At 62.8% G+C, this 17,911-nt stretch carries 11 protein-coding genes; 4 read left to right on the top strand and 7 right to left on the bottom strand.

The annotated features are described in order from the left end of the window. Window positions 1-142 precede the first annotated feature (142 nt). Window positions 143-1,159, top strand: coding sequence for a DUF4331 family protein (locus tag ACICHK_RS42360; RefSeq protein ID WP_406841632.1), 1,017 nt, complete (start codon window positions 143-145; stop codon window positions 1,157-1,159). Window positions 1,160-1,181: 22 nt separating this feature from the next. Here ACICHK_RS42360 and ACICHK_RS42355 read toward each other — a convergent pair whose 3' ends face one another. The 5 genes from ACICHK_RS42355 to ACICHK_RS42335 all read right to left on the bottom strand — a co-directional run bounded on the left by ACICHK_RS42355 (window position 1,182) and on the right by ACICHK_RS42335 (window position 6,911). Next, the gene (locus tag ACICHK_RS42355; RefSeq protein WP_406841631.1) at window positions 1,182-1,481 is read right to left on the bottom strand and encodes a hypothetical protein; all 300 of its coding nucleotides are present in this window, start codon (window positions 1,479-1,481) and stop codon (window positions 1,182-1,184) included. Continuing rightward, window positions 1,478-1,840, bottom strand: coding sequence for a DUF1622 domain-containing protein (locus ACICHK_RS42350; protein ID WP_406841630.1), 363 nt, complete (start codon window positions 1,838-1,840; stop codon window positions 1,478-1,480). The genes ACICHK_RS42355 and ACICHK_RS42350 overlap by 4 nt, the downstream gene beginning before the upstream one ends. A 288-nt stretch (window positions 1,841-2,128) precedes the next feature. Continuing rightward, entirely contained in the window at window positions 2,129-3,766 is a 1,638-nt protein-coding gene (locus tag ACICHK_RS42345; protein WP_406841629.1) for a ricin-type beta-trefoil lectin domain protein, read from the bottom strand. 99 nt (window positions 3,767-3,865) lie between these two features. Further along, window positions 3,866-4,789, bottom strand: coding sequence for a cysteine/serine endopeptidase inhibitor (locus ACICHK_RS42340; RefSeq protein WP_406841915.1), 924 nt, complete (start codon window positions 4,787-4,789; stop codon window positions 3,866-3,868). A 436-nt stretch (window positions 4,790-5,225) separates the two neighbouring features. Continuing rightward, window positions 5,226-6,911 carry a non-ribosomal peptide synthetase gene (locus ACICHK_RS42335; RefSeq protein WP_406841628.1) on the bottom strand — a complete coding sequence of 562 codons (1,686 nt, stop codon included), beginning with the start codon at window positions 6,909-6,911 and terminating at the stop codon, window positions 5,226-5,228. A gap of 301 nt (window positions 6,912-7,212) precedes the next feature. Here ACICHK_RS42335 and ACICHK_RS42330 point away from each other — a divergent pair, with 301 nt between their 5' ends. Further along, a complete protein-coding gene (locus ACICHK_RS42330; protein WP_406841627.1) occupies window positions 7,213-11,214 on the top strand; it encodes a non-ribosomal peptide synthetase in 4,002 nt (1,333 codons plus the stop codon). A 62-nt stretch (window positions 11,215-11,276) separates the two neighbouring features. Beyond that, window positions 11,277-12,265 (top strand): IS5 family transposase gene (locus ACICHK_RS42325; protein ID WP_406841626.1). Its coding sequence is split into 2 segments (ribosomal slippage): window positions 11,277-12,051 and window positions 12,051-12,265, totalling 990 coding nucleotides; the frame shifts between segments, so codons are not numbered across the junction. Between the two features lie 265 nt (window positions 12,266-12,530). Here ACICHK_RS42325 and ACICHK_RS42320 read toward each other — a convergent pair. Together ACICHK_RS42320 and ACICHK_RS42315 are read right to left on the bottom strand one after the other, a co-directional pair. Then, complete coding sequence (locus ACICHK_RS42320) at window positions 12,531-14,486, bottom strand: FHA domain-containing protein (RefSeq protein ID WP_406841625.1); 1,956 nt, start codon at window positions 14,484-14,486, stop codon at window positions 12,531-12,533. 261 nt (window positions 14,487-14,747) lie between these two features. Next, window positions 14,748-16,448 (bottom strand): serine/threonine-protein kinase, encoded by a 1,701-nt coding sequence (locus tag ACICHK_RS42315; RefSeq protein ID WP_406841624.1) that lies wholly within the window; start codon window positions 16,446-16,448, stop codon window positions 14,748-14,750. 700 nt (window positions 16,449-17,148) lie between these two features. Here ACICHK_RS42315 and ACICHK_RS42310 point away from each other — a divergent pair. Further along, a complete protein-coding gene (locus ACICHK_RS42310) occupies window positions 17,149-17,559 on the top strand; it encodes a hypothetical protein (protein ID WP_406841623.1) in 411 nt (136 codons plus the stop codon). Window positions 17,560-17,911 lie beyond the last annotated feature (352 nt).

The following is a 17,911-nucleotide window of genomic DNA, read 5'->3' as shown; positions in this document are numbered from 1 at the left end:
CGGTTTGGACGCTCGCTCGTCCATTGGAGTGGAATCGCGGGCGCTACTCCTAGGATCGATTCCCGGACTGGCTGGTCCCCAGCGTTATCTTGACTCAGCCAGCGAAAAACCATCCTGCTTTGCGCGAGACAAGGGTACAAAGATGTCCCATCACCTTGATTCACCTGGCGCTCGATCTGACGTCCGCCTCAACATCACGGATTTCTACGTCTTCCAAGGTCAGGCAGGCACGGTTTTCGCCATCAATGTGTGCCCCTCCTTGGCCGGAGAGGGCGCGCCCACGGGATTTCACCCCGAAGGCCGCTACGAGTTCCATGTAGATGGCAACGGGGATCTGACTCCCGACCTGACCTATCGCATCACGTTCGGCGAGACGGACGGTTCCGGCGCCCAGAGCGTGGAGCTGAGCCGAGTGACGAGTGACGGAAGCAGTGACGTGCTGGCTCAGGGATCGACCGGGGCCACCGTGACAGGAAGTAACGGCGAGAAGCTCTGGGCGGGCAAGGCCCACGATGCCTTCTACCTCGACGCAGTCGTGCTCCACGCCATCGGTGACGCTTTCGCGCAGGGGACCAGGGCTGACCTGTCCGAGTGGAGCATCGCTTCGTCGAAGAACGAGCCGTTCGGCGGGAACATCGTCTACTCCATCGTTCTGGAGGTTCCCGACGGGGACCTTCTCGGCGTCGCCGACAATGGTCGGATCGGTGCCTGGGCCCTGAGTAGCCTCGCCACGGACGCGGGCGGCTGGCACGCGATCAACCGACTCGGCCTTCCGATGATCTCGCCGATCTTCGCGCAGCACGACGACGAACTTGCCGACCGTCTGAACGACGCCGACCCTCGCCGAGACCTGGAGCAGTTCGGCGACCGTATCGCTTCCGCGGTGGCGGCCGTGGTCCGTGCTTACGGTACCGCCGTGGACCCTGACTCGTACGGGCAGGCCGTGGCGAACAAACTCTTCCCGAACGTTTTGCCCTACGAGGTCGGTACGCCGGCAGTCCTGGGCTTCGGGCACTGGAACGGCCGCTCCCTGACTGACAGCGCACCCGATGTGATGTTCTCCCTCGCCACCAACACCGCCTTCACCACAGGGGTAACGAAGGAATCGGTCCCGGTCAAGCCGACCTCGACCTTCCCCTACGTTCCGAAGACCAGCTGAGCAGTGCCCCCGTTGCCTGGGCTCATCGGCGTCGTTCGGCACCGCCGAGCGGATGGCCACGGCGCCGATGGCCAGCGGCGGTCTTGCCGATTGCGGAGTAGCTCATCCCGATCAACCGTCTGATGGCGACGATGCTTGCTGTCATGACGACACTGGCGTAGGACAGGACTACGGCCAGGTGAAGCACGCCAGCGGCAGTGAGCAGGTCGAGAAAGACGAAAGCCGAGAACCTGCGGCTCTGGGGCTTCACTGCTGCGACGGCGGCGGCCACAAAAGCTGCAAGAGTAGCCCCGAGCGTTGCGGTTTGCAGGACTGCGTTCACGCGTCGCCATCTTTCGCGCGGCTGGCTAGGGCTTCTTCCATGCCCCGGGCCTCCACGATCTCCCTGGTGAGAAAGTAGTTGAGGACGGTACGCAGGGTTGCGACAGCCGCCAGCTGGCCGATGTCGTAAAAGGTCGGTGATACGGCCGACCTGAGGAGATCAGCTGCGAGCTGGAACTCCAGGCCAAGGATCAGGTGCTGGCCCAGGTCGATCCGGATGGCAATGAAGGTCATCGACTTCACGGTGCGCGTCGTGAACAGCAGATACCGCACGAAGGCCAAGGCTGTGCCGATGCAGATGATGGCAGCGCCGCCGGCTTCCACAACGCTGACAGCAGCTTTGAGGGCATCTTCCAACAAGGGTGCTCTCCCGGATCGGGCACTGTCCAAAGATCGACATGGTGCCCAAAAGGAACTGGGGATTCGTTCAGGTACCGTATCGCGTTAATCCGCTGATACATGAGCAGGGGCACTGAAAACGGTCTATAGGTCCTTGAGGAACCGGTCCGACTAGCGGTCGCGGATACGGATGTTCGACCGGGAGCAAGGTGGTGGGCCGTGCTGGTCACCATCCAAGGCGAGCGATTACCTGCGGGCACATATGTGGGGCGGGCCCCGAGGGGGCCCGCCCCACATATAGTTTCTCAACTACGCGGGAACCAGACTCCACTTCTGGTTGCTGCCGCCCGTGCAGTCCCAGATCTGCAGAAGCGCACCAGTGTTGGTGTTGTGGTTCCTGACGTCCAGACACCGGCCCGACTTCACGTTGACCAGGCTCTTGTCAGTGCCCAGCTTCCACACGTGGCCGGAGTTGCCATTGCAGTCGAAGATCTGAACCCGACGGCCCTGCTCGGTCCTGGCGTACGTCGGGTCAAGGCACTTCCCCAGAGCCTGCAGCGTGCCATCGGATCCCCAGGACCACGCCTGGGCGGTGTCTGAACCGTTGCACTCGGCCATCACGATCTTGGCAGCATTTACGCTCTTGCCGCCCTGGACGCTGACGCACTTTCCGGCCAGGCCCAGGATGTGGAACGGCCCGTCACTTGCGCCTGAAGAAGACGGCTGCGGAGACGGCGAAGTCCCGGGGGTACTGCCAGTTGCCGTCGGAGTTGGCGTGGAAGAGCCGCTAGGCGATTGGGACGGACTGGCCGAGATGCTGCCAGAGGGTGACGGTGCGGGCGTGGTGGAGGGGCTGGCGCTGCTCTGGCCGCCGGATGAGCCTGTTCCACTCGCCAGGGCGTTGAATGTCCGAGCGAACTCCAGCTTGCTTTGGGGCGTGCCGCTGCAGGAATCGGAGAGCTTGCCGTTCGAGGAGCACGCCTTGTCCCGTCCCAGTGACCAGAAGGACAGTTCCTGGATGCCATGGCTGTGCGCGAACTGCTCGAGCGACTTCGCGTCTTCCGCTGTGAAGCGTTCGACCTGGGCGTCGTTCACGCCGATCATCGGCGTGTTGCCCTCCATAGCCCACAGCTGAGAGTTCGACCGGTCGCTCCACACCTGCTTCAGCTGGTTGTGTAGCCCCTGGGCGGCGCTGATGGCGGCATCACCCATGTCCATGGCCGGCCCATAGTCCATTGTCATGATGTTCACGAGGTTCACCCGCAGCCCGTGCTGCTTGGCGCTCCTCAGGAGACTCATCGAGTTGCCCTCGAGACCGTTAACGCTGGCAGGCAACGTGTATTGAACGTCCAGCTTTCTGCCTGTTTTTGCGTATTCCTGCTGCAGTTCGGCAAGTGCCTGATTGCGGCGGTCGTTTGCACCAGAGTTGTTGAGAGCGCCGCCTTCGACGTCGAAGTCGACGCGCGTGAGGTTAAGCGTGTCAATAACCTTCTTGTACTGGGCTTTGAGTGCTCCCACGGACGTGCACGCGACTCCCAGTTCGGTGCCAGCGGCGCCACCGAATGAGGCGATAACGTCGCCGCCGGAGCCGCGCAGAGCGTTGATCGCGGAGATCCAACCGCTGTTGGAGACCGCCGTGTCACCGTTCAGAGTGGCGTTGCACGACCCCTTGCCGTTGATGACGAAGGCCAGGGTGAAGTACTTGAGCCCTGTGGAGGCATGCGCTTCGGTCATCACCGAAGGCGAGTTCCACATTTCCGTGTAGGGGGCTGCATAGTGGGCGGGGAAGCCCTTGCCCGGGTTCGCCGTGCCGTCGGCCTGGGCGTTCGCGCCGGCGAGGAGGACCGCTCCGACGGTCATAACAACAGCGGTGCCCACGGCCACCGTTGCTTTCATCGGTGGTCGCCTCTTGAGGCTTATTGCCATACCGCTCTCCTGTTTGAACATGAATTGGGTCTGTCCTGTGTGGCCGTGCTGTGCCGCCAGAGCGGCCGTCCAGCACATTCCTCAGGACCGGGGGAAAGGCTGCGGCCGATGCCACCGGATTCAGTCGCGCAGCAAGGACCATCGCTGGTTGCTGCCTCCAGTGCAGTCCCATAGCTGCAGGCGGGATCCGTTGGCAGTTGTATGGTCTCGGGCGTCCAGGCAGCGTCCCGACTTGACGTTCACCAGGGACTTGTTGGGTCCGATCCGCCATTCTTCGTTGGGCAGCCCGTTGCAGCGGTACACCTGAATGTCGGTTCCGTTCATGGTCCGGGCGTACACGGGGTCCAAGCACTTGCCGAGGGATCGGTAGCTGCCGTCAGGGGCGATCGTCCAGCGCTGGCTCTTGCTGTCGTTGCAGTCGTGGAGTTCGACTCTTACTCCGTCGGCTGCGTGGCCTCCGGGTATGTCCACGCATCTGTCACCCGAGCCGACGATGCGGAAGGTGCCGCCGTGACCGTCAGAGCTGGGGGAGGGCGGGAACGTGATTGCCGGAGTCGGGGACGAGGGAGAACTCGAGGTGGTGATGCGGGGCGAAGGCGTGGTGTGCGATGTCGATGGGCGAGGTGCGGCTGGTGCAGACGGCTGTGGCGTCGGGCTCCCTGCCTCGCGGACAAGGGGGCTGGGGGGAGCGGGGGCTGATGCCGGGCCGTTGACGAACGACCAGGTGATGCCCGTGACCAGACCGCGGGCCAGCGGGGCCAGCTTCTGGAACGCCGTCTGACTGAGATCGAGGTGGTTCGATCCACAAGTCGGACACTGGTCCTTGACCGGAACGGTGATCGTTTTCCCGTTGTAGGTGACCTGGACCGAAACGCCCTTGCAGAGTTTGTCCTCGTTCGGATTGGCAGCTGTCCAATAGGAGGCTGGGACTGCCACTAGATCCTGTGAGGATGCGTCGATCACGGTTCCGCACGCCCCGTAGCCATGGTCGTTGTAGTAGGTCATTTTGCCCGTGATCGGTTGGGCAAGGACCTCAGGGGACATGACGGTCGGTGGATGGTCCCAGGACAACGTCAGGCAGAGGAAAACGGCCGCGATCAGAAGACCTGCTGTCCACCGTGACCGTGCGGGCACGTGCTTCTCCTGACGTAATCGATCAGACGACATCGACTCGAACAAGAGGATCATTGAGGCTACAGGGAGTACTAAGACGCCGTGACGGCGAAGTCGCACCCCTTCGGGCGTATCTGGTGCCCTTTCAGGTTGCGCCCTGAACTGGGTGTCGACGCCTGAGTGTCCACGCCTCACGGATGCCCGACGGGCGGATCACGGCTGTCGCGCACGGCTTACTGCTCTGGCTCCTCCAGATCGCCAGATGTTCGGTGGCCCTAGGGTTGCGATGTTCCCTGGGGCCGTGTCCGGTAGCGGCAACTGCTGTCCAGCGGCTGGGTTCTTGCCGGGTGATCCTGCGCCGCAGTCTTCAGGCCTCACTGCGCAGATAGGTGATTACCGCGGTCAGGCCTTCGATCGTAGGTGCGTCGAAGAAGGCGTGCAGCGGCACTTCGATGCCGAGTCTGTCCTGGATCCGCGCAGAGATCCTGGCAATGGTGATTGAGTGCCCGCCCAGGTCGAAGAGGTTCTCGTTGTCGCCGACCTCCTGCACGCCCATCACCTCGCACCAGATCTGCCGTACGGACTCCAGCAAATTCCCCTCGTGTGTCTCGTGCAGGTGAGATTCCTGTGCTGGAGCGGGGAGCGATGCGCGGTCCACTTTGCTGTTCGGGGTCACCGGAAGGGCGTCCAGGGTGACGAAGGCTTCGGGCACCATGTAGGGCGGGAGGACCGCCGCCAGTGCACGCCGAAGGCTGCCCTCGTCCGCGGTGCCGACGATGTAGCCCACCAATTGACCGTCCCGCACCGCAGCAGCTGCTTGGCCGACGCCGGGGACAGCCTGCAACTGGGATTCGATCTCGCCCAACTCAATCCGATATCCACGGAGTTTGATCTGATCGTCGACTCTTCCGACGAACTCGAGCCGCCCGTCTTCGCGTTGGACGACTCGGTCCCCCGTCCGGTACATCCGGCTGCTCGACGGCCCGAACGGGTTGGGCAGGAAACGCTCCGCGTCCAGTTCCGGCCGTCCAAGATAGCCGCGTGCGAGACCTACGCCGGCGAGGTACAGGTCACCGGCGACGCCGGCCTCGACCACAGCCTGGCGCTCATCCAGCACGTAGGCCTGGGTGTTGGCCATTGGGCGGCCGATCGTCACCTCATGTGGTTCAAGATCCAGCTCGTCCGCCATTGCCCACACGGTTGCCTCGGTCGGCCCGTACAGGTTGATGAGTCTGCCGACCTTCGCTCGCAAACGCCGGGCCAGTGCTAGGGGGAGCGCCTCACCTCCGGTGACAGCCGTGAGCGCAGGGTTGTCGAAACCAGCGTTCAAGAGCATGGCCCAACCAGTGGGTGTCGCCTGCATGTGGGTCACGCCCTGCCGGGCAATCAGCGCGCAAAGTGCCGCGCCGTCCCGGGTCTGGCCCTCGCTCGCCACGACGACCGTGCCGCCGGTGACCAGCGGCAGGAATAGTTCGGGAACGGACATGTCGAAGGAGACCGAAGCTGCAGCCAGCCAACGATCACCTGGCCGGGCGGCCATGAGATCCCGCATCGACTGCAGCAGATTGACCAGCGAACTGTGCTCGATCTGCACCCCCTTGGGGCGACCGGTGGAGCCGGAAGTGTAGATGACGTAGGCGAGATCGTCCGGGGCCGCTGCCGCAGGCACAGCCGGATCGGCTGAGTCGGCGTCCTCGAGGGCCGTCACGAGATCGGACTCGCCCAATTCGTAGGCGGCACGCGCGTCCGCGACAATAAAGTCGAGCCGCTTCGCTGGATACTGAGGATCCAGAGGGAGATAGGCAGCACCTGCCTTGAGGACACCGAGAAGGCCTACCAGCAGCCGCTCAGTCCGGCTCGCCCGTACCGCGACGATGTCTCCCGGACCAATGCCCTTATTGTGCAGCTGCCCAGCGAGGCATGCCGCAGCGGCGTCCAGCTGCGCATAGGTGAGCTGCTGGTCTCCATGGACGACGGCGACAGCATCAGGCGTGCTGGTGACCTGTTGGGCGAACAAATGGCTGAGCGTGATCTCTGCAGCGTCGTCAGCCATGGGAATGCTTGAAGCGATGGGGCGGGAAGCGGATATTTCGGGCATGGGGCGGGTCCTGTCGCGTCATGGGAATCGAAGTTGGGCTGACTGATCCTTACTGGCTCAGGCCGCATTTTGCGAGCCCAGAATTGACTTGCCCTAAAGTGCAATGGGTGTGCCCGGATAGTCGTTGACGATTCCTTGGGGGGCGTCAAATGATCGGTATGTTTTCGATGTCCGGAAACAGATGACCGAAATTCATTCCGCGGTACTGGTGTGTGGCACTGCACGAAGCGGACAACCGCGAGAGGAAAAGCCGACCTTGTCCGCCAACCACATCACCCAGAATGCCGTCCCCGAGCACACGGCAGCAGGATCACAGCAGACCGCTGTCGCATCACCCTGCTCCTTCTCGCAGCAGCGACTCTGGTTCCTCGCCCAGATGCAGGGCGCAAGCGAGGCCTACCACATACCACTGGCCTTCGAGCTGCAAGGACCGCTGAATCAAGACGCATTGACCCGCGCGCTTGACACGATGGTTCAGCGCCACGATGCCCTGCGGACCCGCCTGATAGCCGTCGGCGGCGAGGTCCACCAGCACGTCGACCCACCCGGGCAGCGCTTCCCACTTCAGCACCACGACCTGACCAAGCGGCCGGACTCGGAAGATCAGCTCGTCCTTTTGAGGCAAAGCGAGGCAACCACACCCTTCGACCTGGCTCAGGGCCCCCTGTTTCGCGGCCGGTTGGTAGCCATGGCGGCGGACCGGCATGTGCTGCTGATCACCGCCCATCACATCGCCTCTGACGGCTGGTCGACCAGTGTGTTCACGCGGGAACTAAGTGCTCTCTACTCGGCGTTCCTCGCCGGCGATGACGACCCGCTTCCGGCGCTGCCGGCACGGTACTCCGACTACGCGGCGTACCAGCGACAGCAGATCTCAGGCAACGCAGAGGCCCGACAAGCGGCTTACTGGCGTGAGGCTCTGGCGGATGCCCCCGCTCTCCTCGAGCTGCCCACCGACCGCCCACGCCCGGCCGACCAGGACTACCGCGGTGCACAACGGCACATTGAGATCGATGCAGAACTCACCACCGCGCTGCACCAGCTCAGCCGACGCAACGGTGTCACCCTCTTCATGACCGTCCTGGCCGGGTGGGCGACCGTGCTCGCCCGCACATCCGGGCAGAGTGACCTTGTCATCGGCACACCTACGGCCAACCGAAGCCGTGCCGAATGGGAAGGCCTCATCGGCTTCTTCGTCAACACTTTGGCCCTGCGCGTCGACCTCTCCGGGGATCCATCAGCGGCCGAGCTACTCAAGCGGGTGCGCGGTGTGACGTTGTCGGCGCTGACACATCAGGACCTTCCATTCGAGCGCGTGGTGGAACTGGTGAAGCCGACGCGCAGCCCGTCTCACACTCCGCTGTTCCAGGTGATGTTCGCCTGGCAGAACGCTGGAAGTAACGCCCTGGCTCTGACCGGCATGCAGGTGACCGAACTTGAGCCCTTGGGTGCCGGAGCCAAGTTCGACTTGGCTCTTTCACTGGGGGAGCGGGACGGGTGCATCGTTGGCACCTTGGACTATGCCTGTGCACTGTTCGATGCCGAGACAGTCGAGCGTCATATCCAGCAGTTGCGGCGGGTCCTCGTTCAGATGGCCAGCCATCAAGACACATCGGTGACCGCACTGGAGCTACTGTCCGAGCATGAGCGGGCGCAGCTGCTGACGGGGTTTGACGAAGCCGCCCGGGAGATCACCCCGGTGCCTTTCCCCACACTGTTCGAGCGGAACGTGGACAAGTCGCCGCAGGCAGTGGCAGTGGAGTTCGGCTCCCTCTCATTGACCTATGCGGAGCTCAACGCCCGAGCCAACCGACTCGCCCGGCACCTGGTCGAACGGGGCGTGGGGCCGGAACGCGTGGTGGCTGTTGCGCTTCCCCGATCGGTCCAGTGGCTTGTTGCCATTCTGGCCGTTATGAAAGCCGGAGGCGCCTATCTGCCGGTCGACCCCACCTATCCGCCCGACCGCATCGCCTACATGCTCAAGGACGCCGATCCGACGTGCGTCCTCACCGACACTGATACTGCATCCGGACTTCCCGCCACTAACGACCTGCTGCTCGTGGACGACTCCGCGATGCTCGAGTTGGTCGGCTCCATCGACCCGGGAAATCTTACCGATACCGAACGAAACGCTCCACTCGAGACAACCGCCCCCGCCTACATCATCTACACCTCAGGGTCGACCGGCTGGCCCAAGGGCGTGGTCGTCACCCACGCCGGTATCGCCGCGCTTTCAGTGACCCAGAGAGAGCGTCTCGGTGTCACCGAGGAGAGCCGCGTCCTGCAATTCGCCTCACCCAGCTTCGATGCCGCCACCTGGGAAGTGTGCATGGCGTTGCTCTCCGGCGCCCGGTTGGTTATGGCGCCTGCGACGGACCTCATGCCGGGCGAGGGTCTGGCAGAGGTGGTGCGCCGGCACGCCGTCACCCATGCCACCCTGCCTCCCGCAGCACTGGCAGTCATGTCACCGGACGGGCTGCCCGAAGGCATGACCCTCGTCGTGGCGGGCGAGGCATGCCCTGCGGCCCTGGTCGAGCAATGGTCGGTCAACCGCCGCATGATCAACGCATACGGGCCGACGGAGACCACTGTCTGCGCAACCATGAGTGCGCCCCTGTCCGGCGCGCTCACCCCACCCATCGGTAAGCCGGTAGCCGGTAGCCGTGTGTACATCCTCGATACGCACCTCCAGCCCGTCCCTCCAGGAGTCCGCGGAGAGCTGTACGTCGCCGGTGCCAGCCTGGCCCGCGGCTACCTCGGCCGCCCCGAGCTGACGGCAGAGCGTTTCATCGAAGATCCGCATGGTGTCCCGGGCAGCCGTATGTACCGCACCGGTGACCTGGCGCGCTGGCGCGCCGACGGCCAACTGGAGTTTGTCGGACGCGTCGACCATCAGGTGAAGGTGCGTGGTTTCCGCATCGAACTGGGCGAAGTCGAAGCCGCGCTGCTGGACCAGCCAGGCGTCGTCGAGACCGTCGTACTGGCTGAGAATGACGGCGCCGGCGGGACACGCCTGCTGGCAGCAGTCGGCCTGGGCGAGCCGGATGAGTCCGCCGCCCAACGGCCCGCCCAGGCAAGGTCGGTGAGCGAATGGCGAGCCTCTCTCGCCCGCCGACTTCCGGGATATATGCTTCCAGAGCTCGTCATTGAACTGCCGTGTCTGCCGCACACGCCCACCGGCAAGATCGACCGCGAAGCCCTGCTGTACCTTGCACGGACGGCTGGTCCCAGCCAGGTCAACACCTCGACCCCGCGCGACCACATTGAGCTGACGCTTTACCAGATCTGGAAAAGGCTGCTGCTGCACCCCGACATCGGTATCGACGACAACTTTTTTGACATCGGCGGCACTTCGATCTCTGCGATCAAGATGGCCCACGCCATCCGCGAAGCGTTCGACGAGACTCTGCCCCTGCGTGACATCATGCTTCACCCGACCATCGAGGCGCTCGGCGGACGGCTTCGGCAGGGAGCCGCGAGCCACGGATCCGACAACCTCCTCGCACTGCGCGAAGGCGACGGGAAACGCCGTGTCATCTGCATCCACCCCGGTGGAGGTACTGCCTTCTGCTATCTCGCGCTGGCCAGAGCACTCCCGGAGGACTGCGGCGTCTACGGGATTCAGTCCCCGGGGCTGAATCCCGGCGAGAGTTTCCTGCCCACGGTCGAGACCATGGCCAGCAGCTACCTTCAGCTCATCGAACACCTCATCGGGGACGGCCCGCTGGTCCTCACTGGTCTGTCCTTCGGCGGCCTGGTCGCTCACGAGATGGGCCGCCGGCTGGCTCGCGCCGGACAAACCAACGTCAGCGTTGTGCTCCTCGATACGCACAGTACGGACGACGACACCATGCGCAGAGCAGTCGAACCCGTGGAGATGAGTGAGTTCCGCGAAAAGCTTGTCAAGTTCAACGGCATGTACCCCGGTATCGAGGACGAACAGATCGAGCGGTACTTCCAGGTCTACAACCACAACCGGGCAGCGGCACGTGCCTACCGGGTACCGTCCACCTTCGCGCGACTTGTTCTCCTCCAAGCCACGAAGGGACTCGATGAATCAGAGCTGAAGGCTGGTGCAGACTTCTGGCACCGCCGTGCTGGTTCCGGCCTGAACGTCGAGCAGCTGGACTGCGACCACTGGGAGATCCTGGAGTCGGACGAGGTATCGGGCGTCGCCGCATCGATTCGCTCTGAACTGTCGCGTCAGGTCGCACCGAGACCATCACCGGACGCTGCCGTGACCACTTCGCATGACTAGAGGTTGTCTTTAGTTGTGATCAAGCTGAAGGCGGAGTGTCGGTCCGGTAGGACCGTGGTGTGATGTGTGGGCAACTTACCGACAGTGAAAGGCAGTTCATTGGGCCGTTCCTGCCGGTCGGCAGGTTCGGCCCGTACCCCGAGCGGCTGCGTGAGCAGTTCGAGGGGGTGATCTGGCGGTTCCGTACCGGCAGTCAGTGGCGGGAGACGCCGGAGCGGTTCGGCGCCTGGCAGACCGTCTACAACCGCTTCATGCGGTGGCGGGACGCGGGTGTCTTCGAAGCTCTGCTGGAAGAGGCGATCGCCGAGGCCGCCCGCAGGGACGAGATCGACATGTCTATGGTCGGCGTGGACTCCACCACCACGCGAGCTCATCATGACGCGGCAGGCATGCGGGTCGGTGAGGAGACCCTGGCCGCGCTGGAGGAAGCGGCCTCGCAAAAAAGGGGAGCGTCCGAGGAACAAGGCGGGCAGGACGGCGAAAGCGATCCGGTCGGCGCCGAACGCCGACGCGTCCGCCGCAGGCGGCGGGCCCGGCTGAAGGCCGCCCTCCTTGGCCGGTCCCGCGGCGGGCTGACCAGCAAGATCCACTTGGCCCCCGACCGGCGTTGCCGGCCGATGGCGCTCCTTTTGACCGTCGGGCAGGCCGCCGACAGTCCTCAGTTCGTCCCGGTGCTGAGCAAGGTGCGGGTCCGTCTGTCCGTCGGACGCCCGCGCACCCGGCCCGCCGCGGTGGCCGGCGATAAGGCCTACTCCTCCCGCGCCAACCGTACCCACCTGCGCAAACGCCGCATCAAGGCGGTCATCCCGGAGAAGAAGGACCAGGCCGCCAACCACAGGAAGAAGGGCAGCCGGGGGGCAGGCCCGTCACTCACGACGCCGATCTCTATCGCGATCGCAACACGGTCGAGCGGGCCATCAACAGGATGAAGGACTGGCGAGGCATCGCGATCCGCTACGACGAAACGCCCGAGAGCTACCTCGCCGGACTCCATCTCCGCGCAGCGACCATCTGGATCAGCAGCATCCTGAAGCCCATTGATCACAACTGAAGACAGCCCCTAGTGACCTGAGTCAGAGATTTTTCGCTAGATACGACGTTTGATTGCCCTGGCCCCTCCCGTGCGAGGCAGGCGATCGATCCGGCCCAGGAGGCGAAAGCGTCGCGGAGATCTAGCAGGAGATCTCTGACTCAGGTCACTAGTGGGGCTGTCGGTCCGCCGTCGCGTGCGCTGGAGAAGGCCGCCCGATCATCTGCTCCGGCACCATGCCCGGCGGCTCGGTCACATGACAGACATCCGCCGGACAGGCCTCACGTCATGACAGGGAAGAGGGACGGACGGCGTTGTGCGGGTGCAGAGACCTTGCCTCCTGCGGCACGTACGCTGGGATGTCCCGACGGGGGTCAGGACGAGGAACAAAGACCGGCACGTCCGACTGGTAGAAGATGTCAACGTCGACCTCTTCACCACTGACGATCAAGGTGTCCCACGCTCCGCTCTCGTGCAGCGTGCGGAGTGTTTCGGGCGCCAACGTTGCCAGATGGGAGTGCAGTTCTTCGTCGGTCGGCATCCCGGGCAAGCGCGCCTTCAACCTGTCACGGATGGCAGCCATGCGCTCGAGCAGGAGACTGATGTCGAAACTCTGAGCAGCTGCATTGTCGGTCGCTTCCATGCTGCGAGCAACGACGTCCTTGATGGCATGGGTCACTCCTTGTTCGTCGGTGGTCACCATGGCGTTCCAGGCGCGAGACTTGTGCCGGTACTGGAGCATCGACATGGCCGCCTCGTGCCGAATGAAGTCGGCGTCACGCAGTGGTCGGCCCTGCCAGGCACGGCTCAGAGAACGGGCCAGGGAAGTAGCCGAAGCCAGACCGCTGTTGAGACCACGACCGGGCCAGAAGTGGATGGCGTTCGCAGCATCGCCGATCAGAAAGCCGAATGTTCCCGGAGTCGTGGCGGTAGGCCTACTGAGCTGAGCCGTGAACCGTGGCCGTTGGACCATGTTCAGCCGGAAAGACGTCACGGCTGACAGGTCCTCTTCGGCGACCCCGAACAGCTTCAGTCCCTCAAGGATCCGCTTCCACAATGCGGAGCCACGCAACAGTGCTGGCAAGAAGAGAGTCCCGTGTGTGGGGCATACGAATTCGTTGTGCTCTCCACGGGTCATGACACAAGGGCGAGACGCAATGCATTCTTCGAAGACCTTACGGACAGGATCGATGCCGACAATGCTTTCTGCCTCCTGACGGGTCAGTCGCATATTCAAAAACCCTTCCCCGTGCAGCGAGTTGAGAAGAAAACGGTTCTGTGCGACGGTGAGCAGAACGCTCATCGGGTCCGACAGTGCAGACTTGACCCGCAGACCCAGGACGACGTCCTGAAGGTGCTCGCCGTCCAGGGAATAGATGGAGGCGTCCGCTGCTCCGAAGCGGTCTGCGTAGAACTCACGAGTGCGTGAACGTCCCCCCTCCGCGATCACGAGGACGTGGTCATGGGCGGTCCGACTCTCTTGTTCTTCGGCATCGAAGCGTTTGGGCACGAGGGTGATGGCTGCCCGCCGGTTCGCCAACTCAAGTAGGCGATCTTCGATGTAAGCGATGCGGATGTTGCGTGGCGCGAGGCCCTCGACGGAGTCAGGGCCGACTGGCCACATCTCCGAGTAGGCACCTTCGTCGAAGAGTGCCGAGCGGACTTCGTCGGACAGTGCCATGTACTGCCGGCTCTGGATGGTCACTACCTGTTGGCGCCGGACGTTGCCTTGTTCCTTGTCCTTCCACACGATGGCGGATCCGTTGCTGAACCACCGATTGTCGTACACAGTGATGTGGACCTGCCCGCGTAGTTGTTCCTCCAACGCGAGGGCGCAGGCGAGGCCGACCGGTCCGCCGCCGGCGACGGTGACGAGCAGCGTGCCAGGATCAACGGACGGTTCACTGTGAGGTATGTGCAGCAGGGAGAGGTCCATGACCGTCTCCATCGCCTCGTGGGACTCGTATAGGAACGTCTCGTCGCCGATCCGGATGCGATCCTGAGGGCGCAGTACGTGACGCGTCACAGGTTTGTCGTTGACGTAGGTTCCGTTGCGGCTGTCGCGGTCGTACAGGACGAACCCGGCGTCCTCGGAGACGATCTCCGCATGCAGGCGGGATGCGTTGGCACTCACGATCACGATGTCGTTGTCGCTCTTGCGGCCGAGTGTCAGCGGCCCGCGGTCCAAGACGACACTCTGACCGGTGAAGGGACCTGTCTGTCCCACGATGATGGAGGGCATTCTGCAATTCCTCGATAGCGGTACTCAGGGTTAAGTGGCCGGGGCCTGGCCCGGCGCGCTGTAGGGGACAGGCGATGACCGTCATGGCGACGTCCTTGTGAGGGGGCATCGCGATTGTGGGTTTGCACCCAACTCAAGACGGTGGCAGGTACCCGCAACGCACGTTCGGTTTCAGCGGTGTGGTCACCATCGGCACGGATCAGACGCAGGCGCAGGTGACCAGCGAGGACGATGGCTAGGCTTTGCGTTAATGCACTGCGTCTACTCACACGTCACGGAGAATGGAACTGTGTTCGATCTGGCATTTGGTGAGCTCTTGACTTCCACTCCGATCTCGCTTGCGAGTGTTCCGCCCGATTGGTACGTCGTTAGGCGCACGGTGTCCTGGCCCGTTCGGTCCTCATTTGCACCGAAGGTAAGGGACCGCCATTCGTGATCCACCACCGACCCGTCCTTCGAGAACCACCTGTAAGTGATTTTGGAGGGTGCTTGGTCTACCGCGAATGTTGCGGTGAAGGTTGGTGCTTGATCGGCAGGAGGTGAGCAGGAACCGACATAGGTTGTGTTGTCTCCGGTAACAGTCACACGGACGGTCTGAGAAGCAAGGGAGCCGGGATTCGTGGGGGTTGCTTCCATTTGACGACGGATGACGCTGCCACGCTGGCCCGTGTTGGATGTTTCGCCGTCTTTGGGAGAGGCGTCATTGGCACTGTGAGACAGGCCGTCCCCGTTAGCCGCGCCGTTCGTGTTGTTCCCGTTCCCCTGTTCGGCGTCGAGCAATGCGTAGCTCAGTCCGGTGATGAGGAGCACGCCAATGCTCAGGAAGGTGGTCATCAGGATGGCCGAGCGGCGCTTTGGGGTTCTGCCATCGCTGATGGGATGGGACGAGGCCGCAGGCTGGCCCGGCGCGGTCAGCGCCGTGGTTTTTCTGTGGATTGCCTCCTCGGACTGACCGGCCTCGCCGGCGGACTGGACAGGAGGATACGCCGTTTGTGCGGATGTGAGAGTGGCGGCCATCGACTCCGTTCGTGCAGGTAGCCCCTGCGTCCGGGTGCGTCCGTTGGGGTCTGCCTCGTTGGGTATGGCTACGACAGTTGATGGTGTGGGCGATGCTGTGCTGTCTGATGCCACCCGCTGCAACTGGTTTACAGCCTGTTCTGCTGAAATGCGTTCGGCAGGCTCTTTGCGCAGCAGCCCTTCGATGACCGGAGCGAGAGGACCGCAGTGCTTTGTGGAGGGAAGTGGTCCATCGACGATGGCCCGCATTGTGCCGAGCACAGTGTCCTGTCGGAAGGGAGTAGCACCTTCCATGGCTGCGTAGAGAAGGATGCCGAGTGACCACAGATCGGACTCGGGGCCAGGTGTACGACCAAGAGCGCGTTCAGGAGGCAGGTACTCGGGAGAGCCCACCACTTCACCGGTCGCGGTGAGTGAGGTGTCGCCCTCGACGGTGGCGATACCGAAGTCGGTCAGGACGACGCGTCCGTCATCGGCGAGCAGTACGTTTGCTGGTTTTACGTCTCGGTGGAGTACCCCTGCGCTGTGAGCGGCACAAAGGGCGGAAAGGATTTCGACGCCGATCTGTGCTGTTAGCTGCGGGGATTGAGGTCCTTCGTCACGCAGAAGGTCCGCGAGGGAGCGGCCGCGGACGAATTCCATGACGATCCAGGGACGGCCGTCATCGGTCGCGACGTCGTAGACGGTGACAACGTTTTGGCTGGCGATTCGGGCTGCTGCCCACGCTTCGCGCTCGAGTCGCGTATACATCTTTGCCCTGTCGGCGGCGGGCAATCCTGCTGAAACACGTACTTCCTTGACAGCCACTTCGCGATGAAGAGTCTCGTCCTGGGCTCGCCACACGGTTCCCATACCGCCCTCGCCGATGGGTGCCAGCAGTCGATAGCGACTTGCGATCCGTCGTTCCGGCACGGGTTGGATTCTTGTGGTCTTTACATCTTCCATCCGAACGGTTTTCTCTTTTCATTATCAGATAACGTGACGGTAGCTGGTGTAGCGATTCACGTGTGATTGCAATTTCGGTACAGAGGGTATCGACTGTCAGATCTTTTGATTTGCAGTCGTCCTTGATTCCTGTATTGCTTGGATCCTGTGGCTCGTGGAAGTCGCTGCATAATTGGTCGGACGTGCCGAACCGTCGATTTTTGAGGCGACGGCGGTAGGCGATTTTCTTTTCCTTCGATACCTCGAATGAGGCGCGGAGGAGAAAGGAACCGGCAGATTTTGATGGCTGAAATCTTCTGAATTCCGACAGGAGAGGCTAAGGTGCATAGCCTGTGCGCAAGGGTTTCGTTCCGCCGGGCGATCTGGATCTGCTCCATTTTTTTACCGCTCTCCTCTGGAAGTCCTCGTTCCTCCATTTTGCAAAAAAGTAGCTCAGTCTTTCGAGTTTCGAGTCCACTATAGAGGAGCCTAACAATGGTATTCAGTTGCTGACGGGTTGCGCTAAACTGTCACACGGAGAGATGCCTCAAAGGGAACTAAGGTGTGCCTCATCGTGCCGTAAAGATGTGAGCCTCTCGGGGCGGAGTCTTAGGCCGTAGGCAAGGCAAGTGGAGCATGGGGCCGCGTCGGGCAACGTTTTGTCACCCTGGGATGATCATGGCTCCGCGTTGCTGTGGTTGCTGCCTCTTGGGCCAGCAAAATGATCCAAAACCAGCTGCTCAAAGGCTCACAGGAGAGCGCACGTCGCCGTGGGGGTGTTGACGAAAGGACCGGAGCCCAAAACTGGATTAGACTCACTTCAGATGCTTCGTGGCTGACGCGTGCATCTGCTCTCGATGGCGCCTCAGAACTCGATGTCACGGTCAAGCAGGTCCGGATGCCCTACCGACATCTCGAAGGTGACGTGATGGCGAATCAACCTCAGCAGGCAGTGCCCAGCCCCCTGGTACCGCCTACCGAAACCCCGCCGGTGGAAGGCTGCACAGCCGAGGCGCACCAGGAAAGGGCTGACGGAGGACTGTGGGAGCACCCGTACATGTGGCTGGGTTTGATCGTTCTCGGCTCGATCGCGATCGCAGGCTACTTTATTGCTCGTATGGTCGACTTGTGATTGCACACTGTGAGTGCCGGTTGGCAAGCGCGGTGAGTGGCCCCGAAGACCATGCATTTCGTATGACTATCTCCTGACCCAGCCTCGCTTCGCCGTCTCGAAAGCAGCAGTCGCAGGGCAGCGACGTGAGCCAGCGCAGGAGAGTACATGGCCATGGCCGGGCTCAAAACCAGTCGGAGACCTCAGTCGTCTGCCGACGGCAGAAGGCTGACCTTCTGCTTCCCGCCTAATCAGTCGGTATTCGAGGATCGCTGCGTGAAAATTCTGTCTGATTCTCACCGCACACGATTCTATTCTGCACGATCAAGGCGACGAACTGAAATCGCGGCCTGCGGATAGGGGACGCGTCGAA

It is taken from the genome of Streptomyces sp. AHU1 (assembly GCF_045343905.1).
Lineage (GTDB): Bacteria > Actinomycetota > Actinomycetes > Streptomycetales > Streptomycetaceae > Streptomyces > Streptomyces triticiradicis.
This window is presented reverse-complemented; position numbering and strand designations above follow the sequence as displayed.

Excerpts from the sequence above, each read along its gene's own strand:
- ACICHK_RS42315 (WP_406841624.1), bottom strand. The coding sequence starts at position 16,448 with ATGGAAGATGTAAAGACCACAAGAATCCAACCCGTGCCGGAACGACGG.
- ACICHK_RS42335 (WP_406841628.1), bottom strand. The coding sequence starts at position 6,911 with ATGGCTGACGACGCTGCAGAGATCACGCTCAGCCATTTGTTCGCCCAA.
- ACICHK_RS42340 (WP_406841915.1), bottom strand. The coding sequence starts at position 4,789 with ATGTCCCCTGAGGTCCTTGCCCAACCGATCACGGGCAAAATGACCTAC.
- ACICHK_RS42320 (WP_406841625.1), bottom strand. The coding sequence starts at position 14,486 with ATGCCCTCCATCATCGTGGGACAGACAGGTCCCTTCACCGGTCAGAGT.
- ACICHK_RS42360 (WP_406841632.1), top strand. The coding sequence starts at position 143 with ATGTCCCATCACCTTGATTCACCTGGCGCTCGATCTGACGTCCGCCTC.
- ACICHK_RS42345 (WP_406841629.1), bottom strand. The coding sequence starts at position 3,766 with ATGTTCAAACAGGAGAGCGGTATGGCAATAAGCCTCAAGAGGCGACCA.
- ACICHK_RS42310 (WP_406841623.1), top strand. The coding sequence starts at position 17,149 with ATGATCCAAAACCAGCTGCTCAAAGGCTCACAGGAGAGCGCACGTCGC.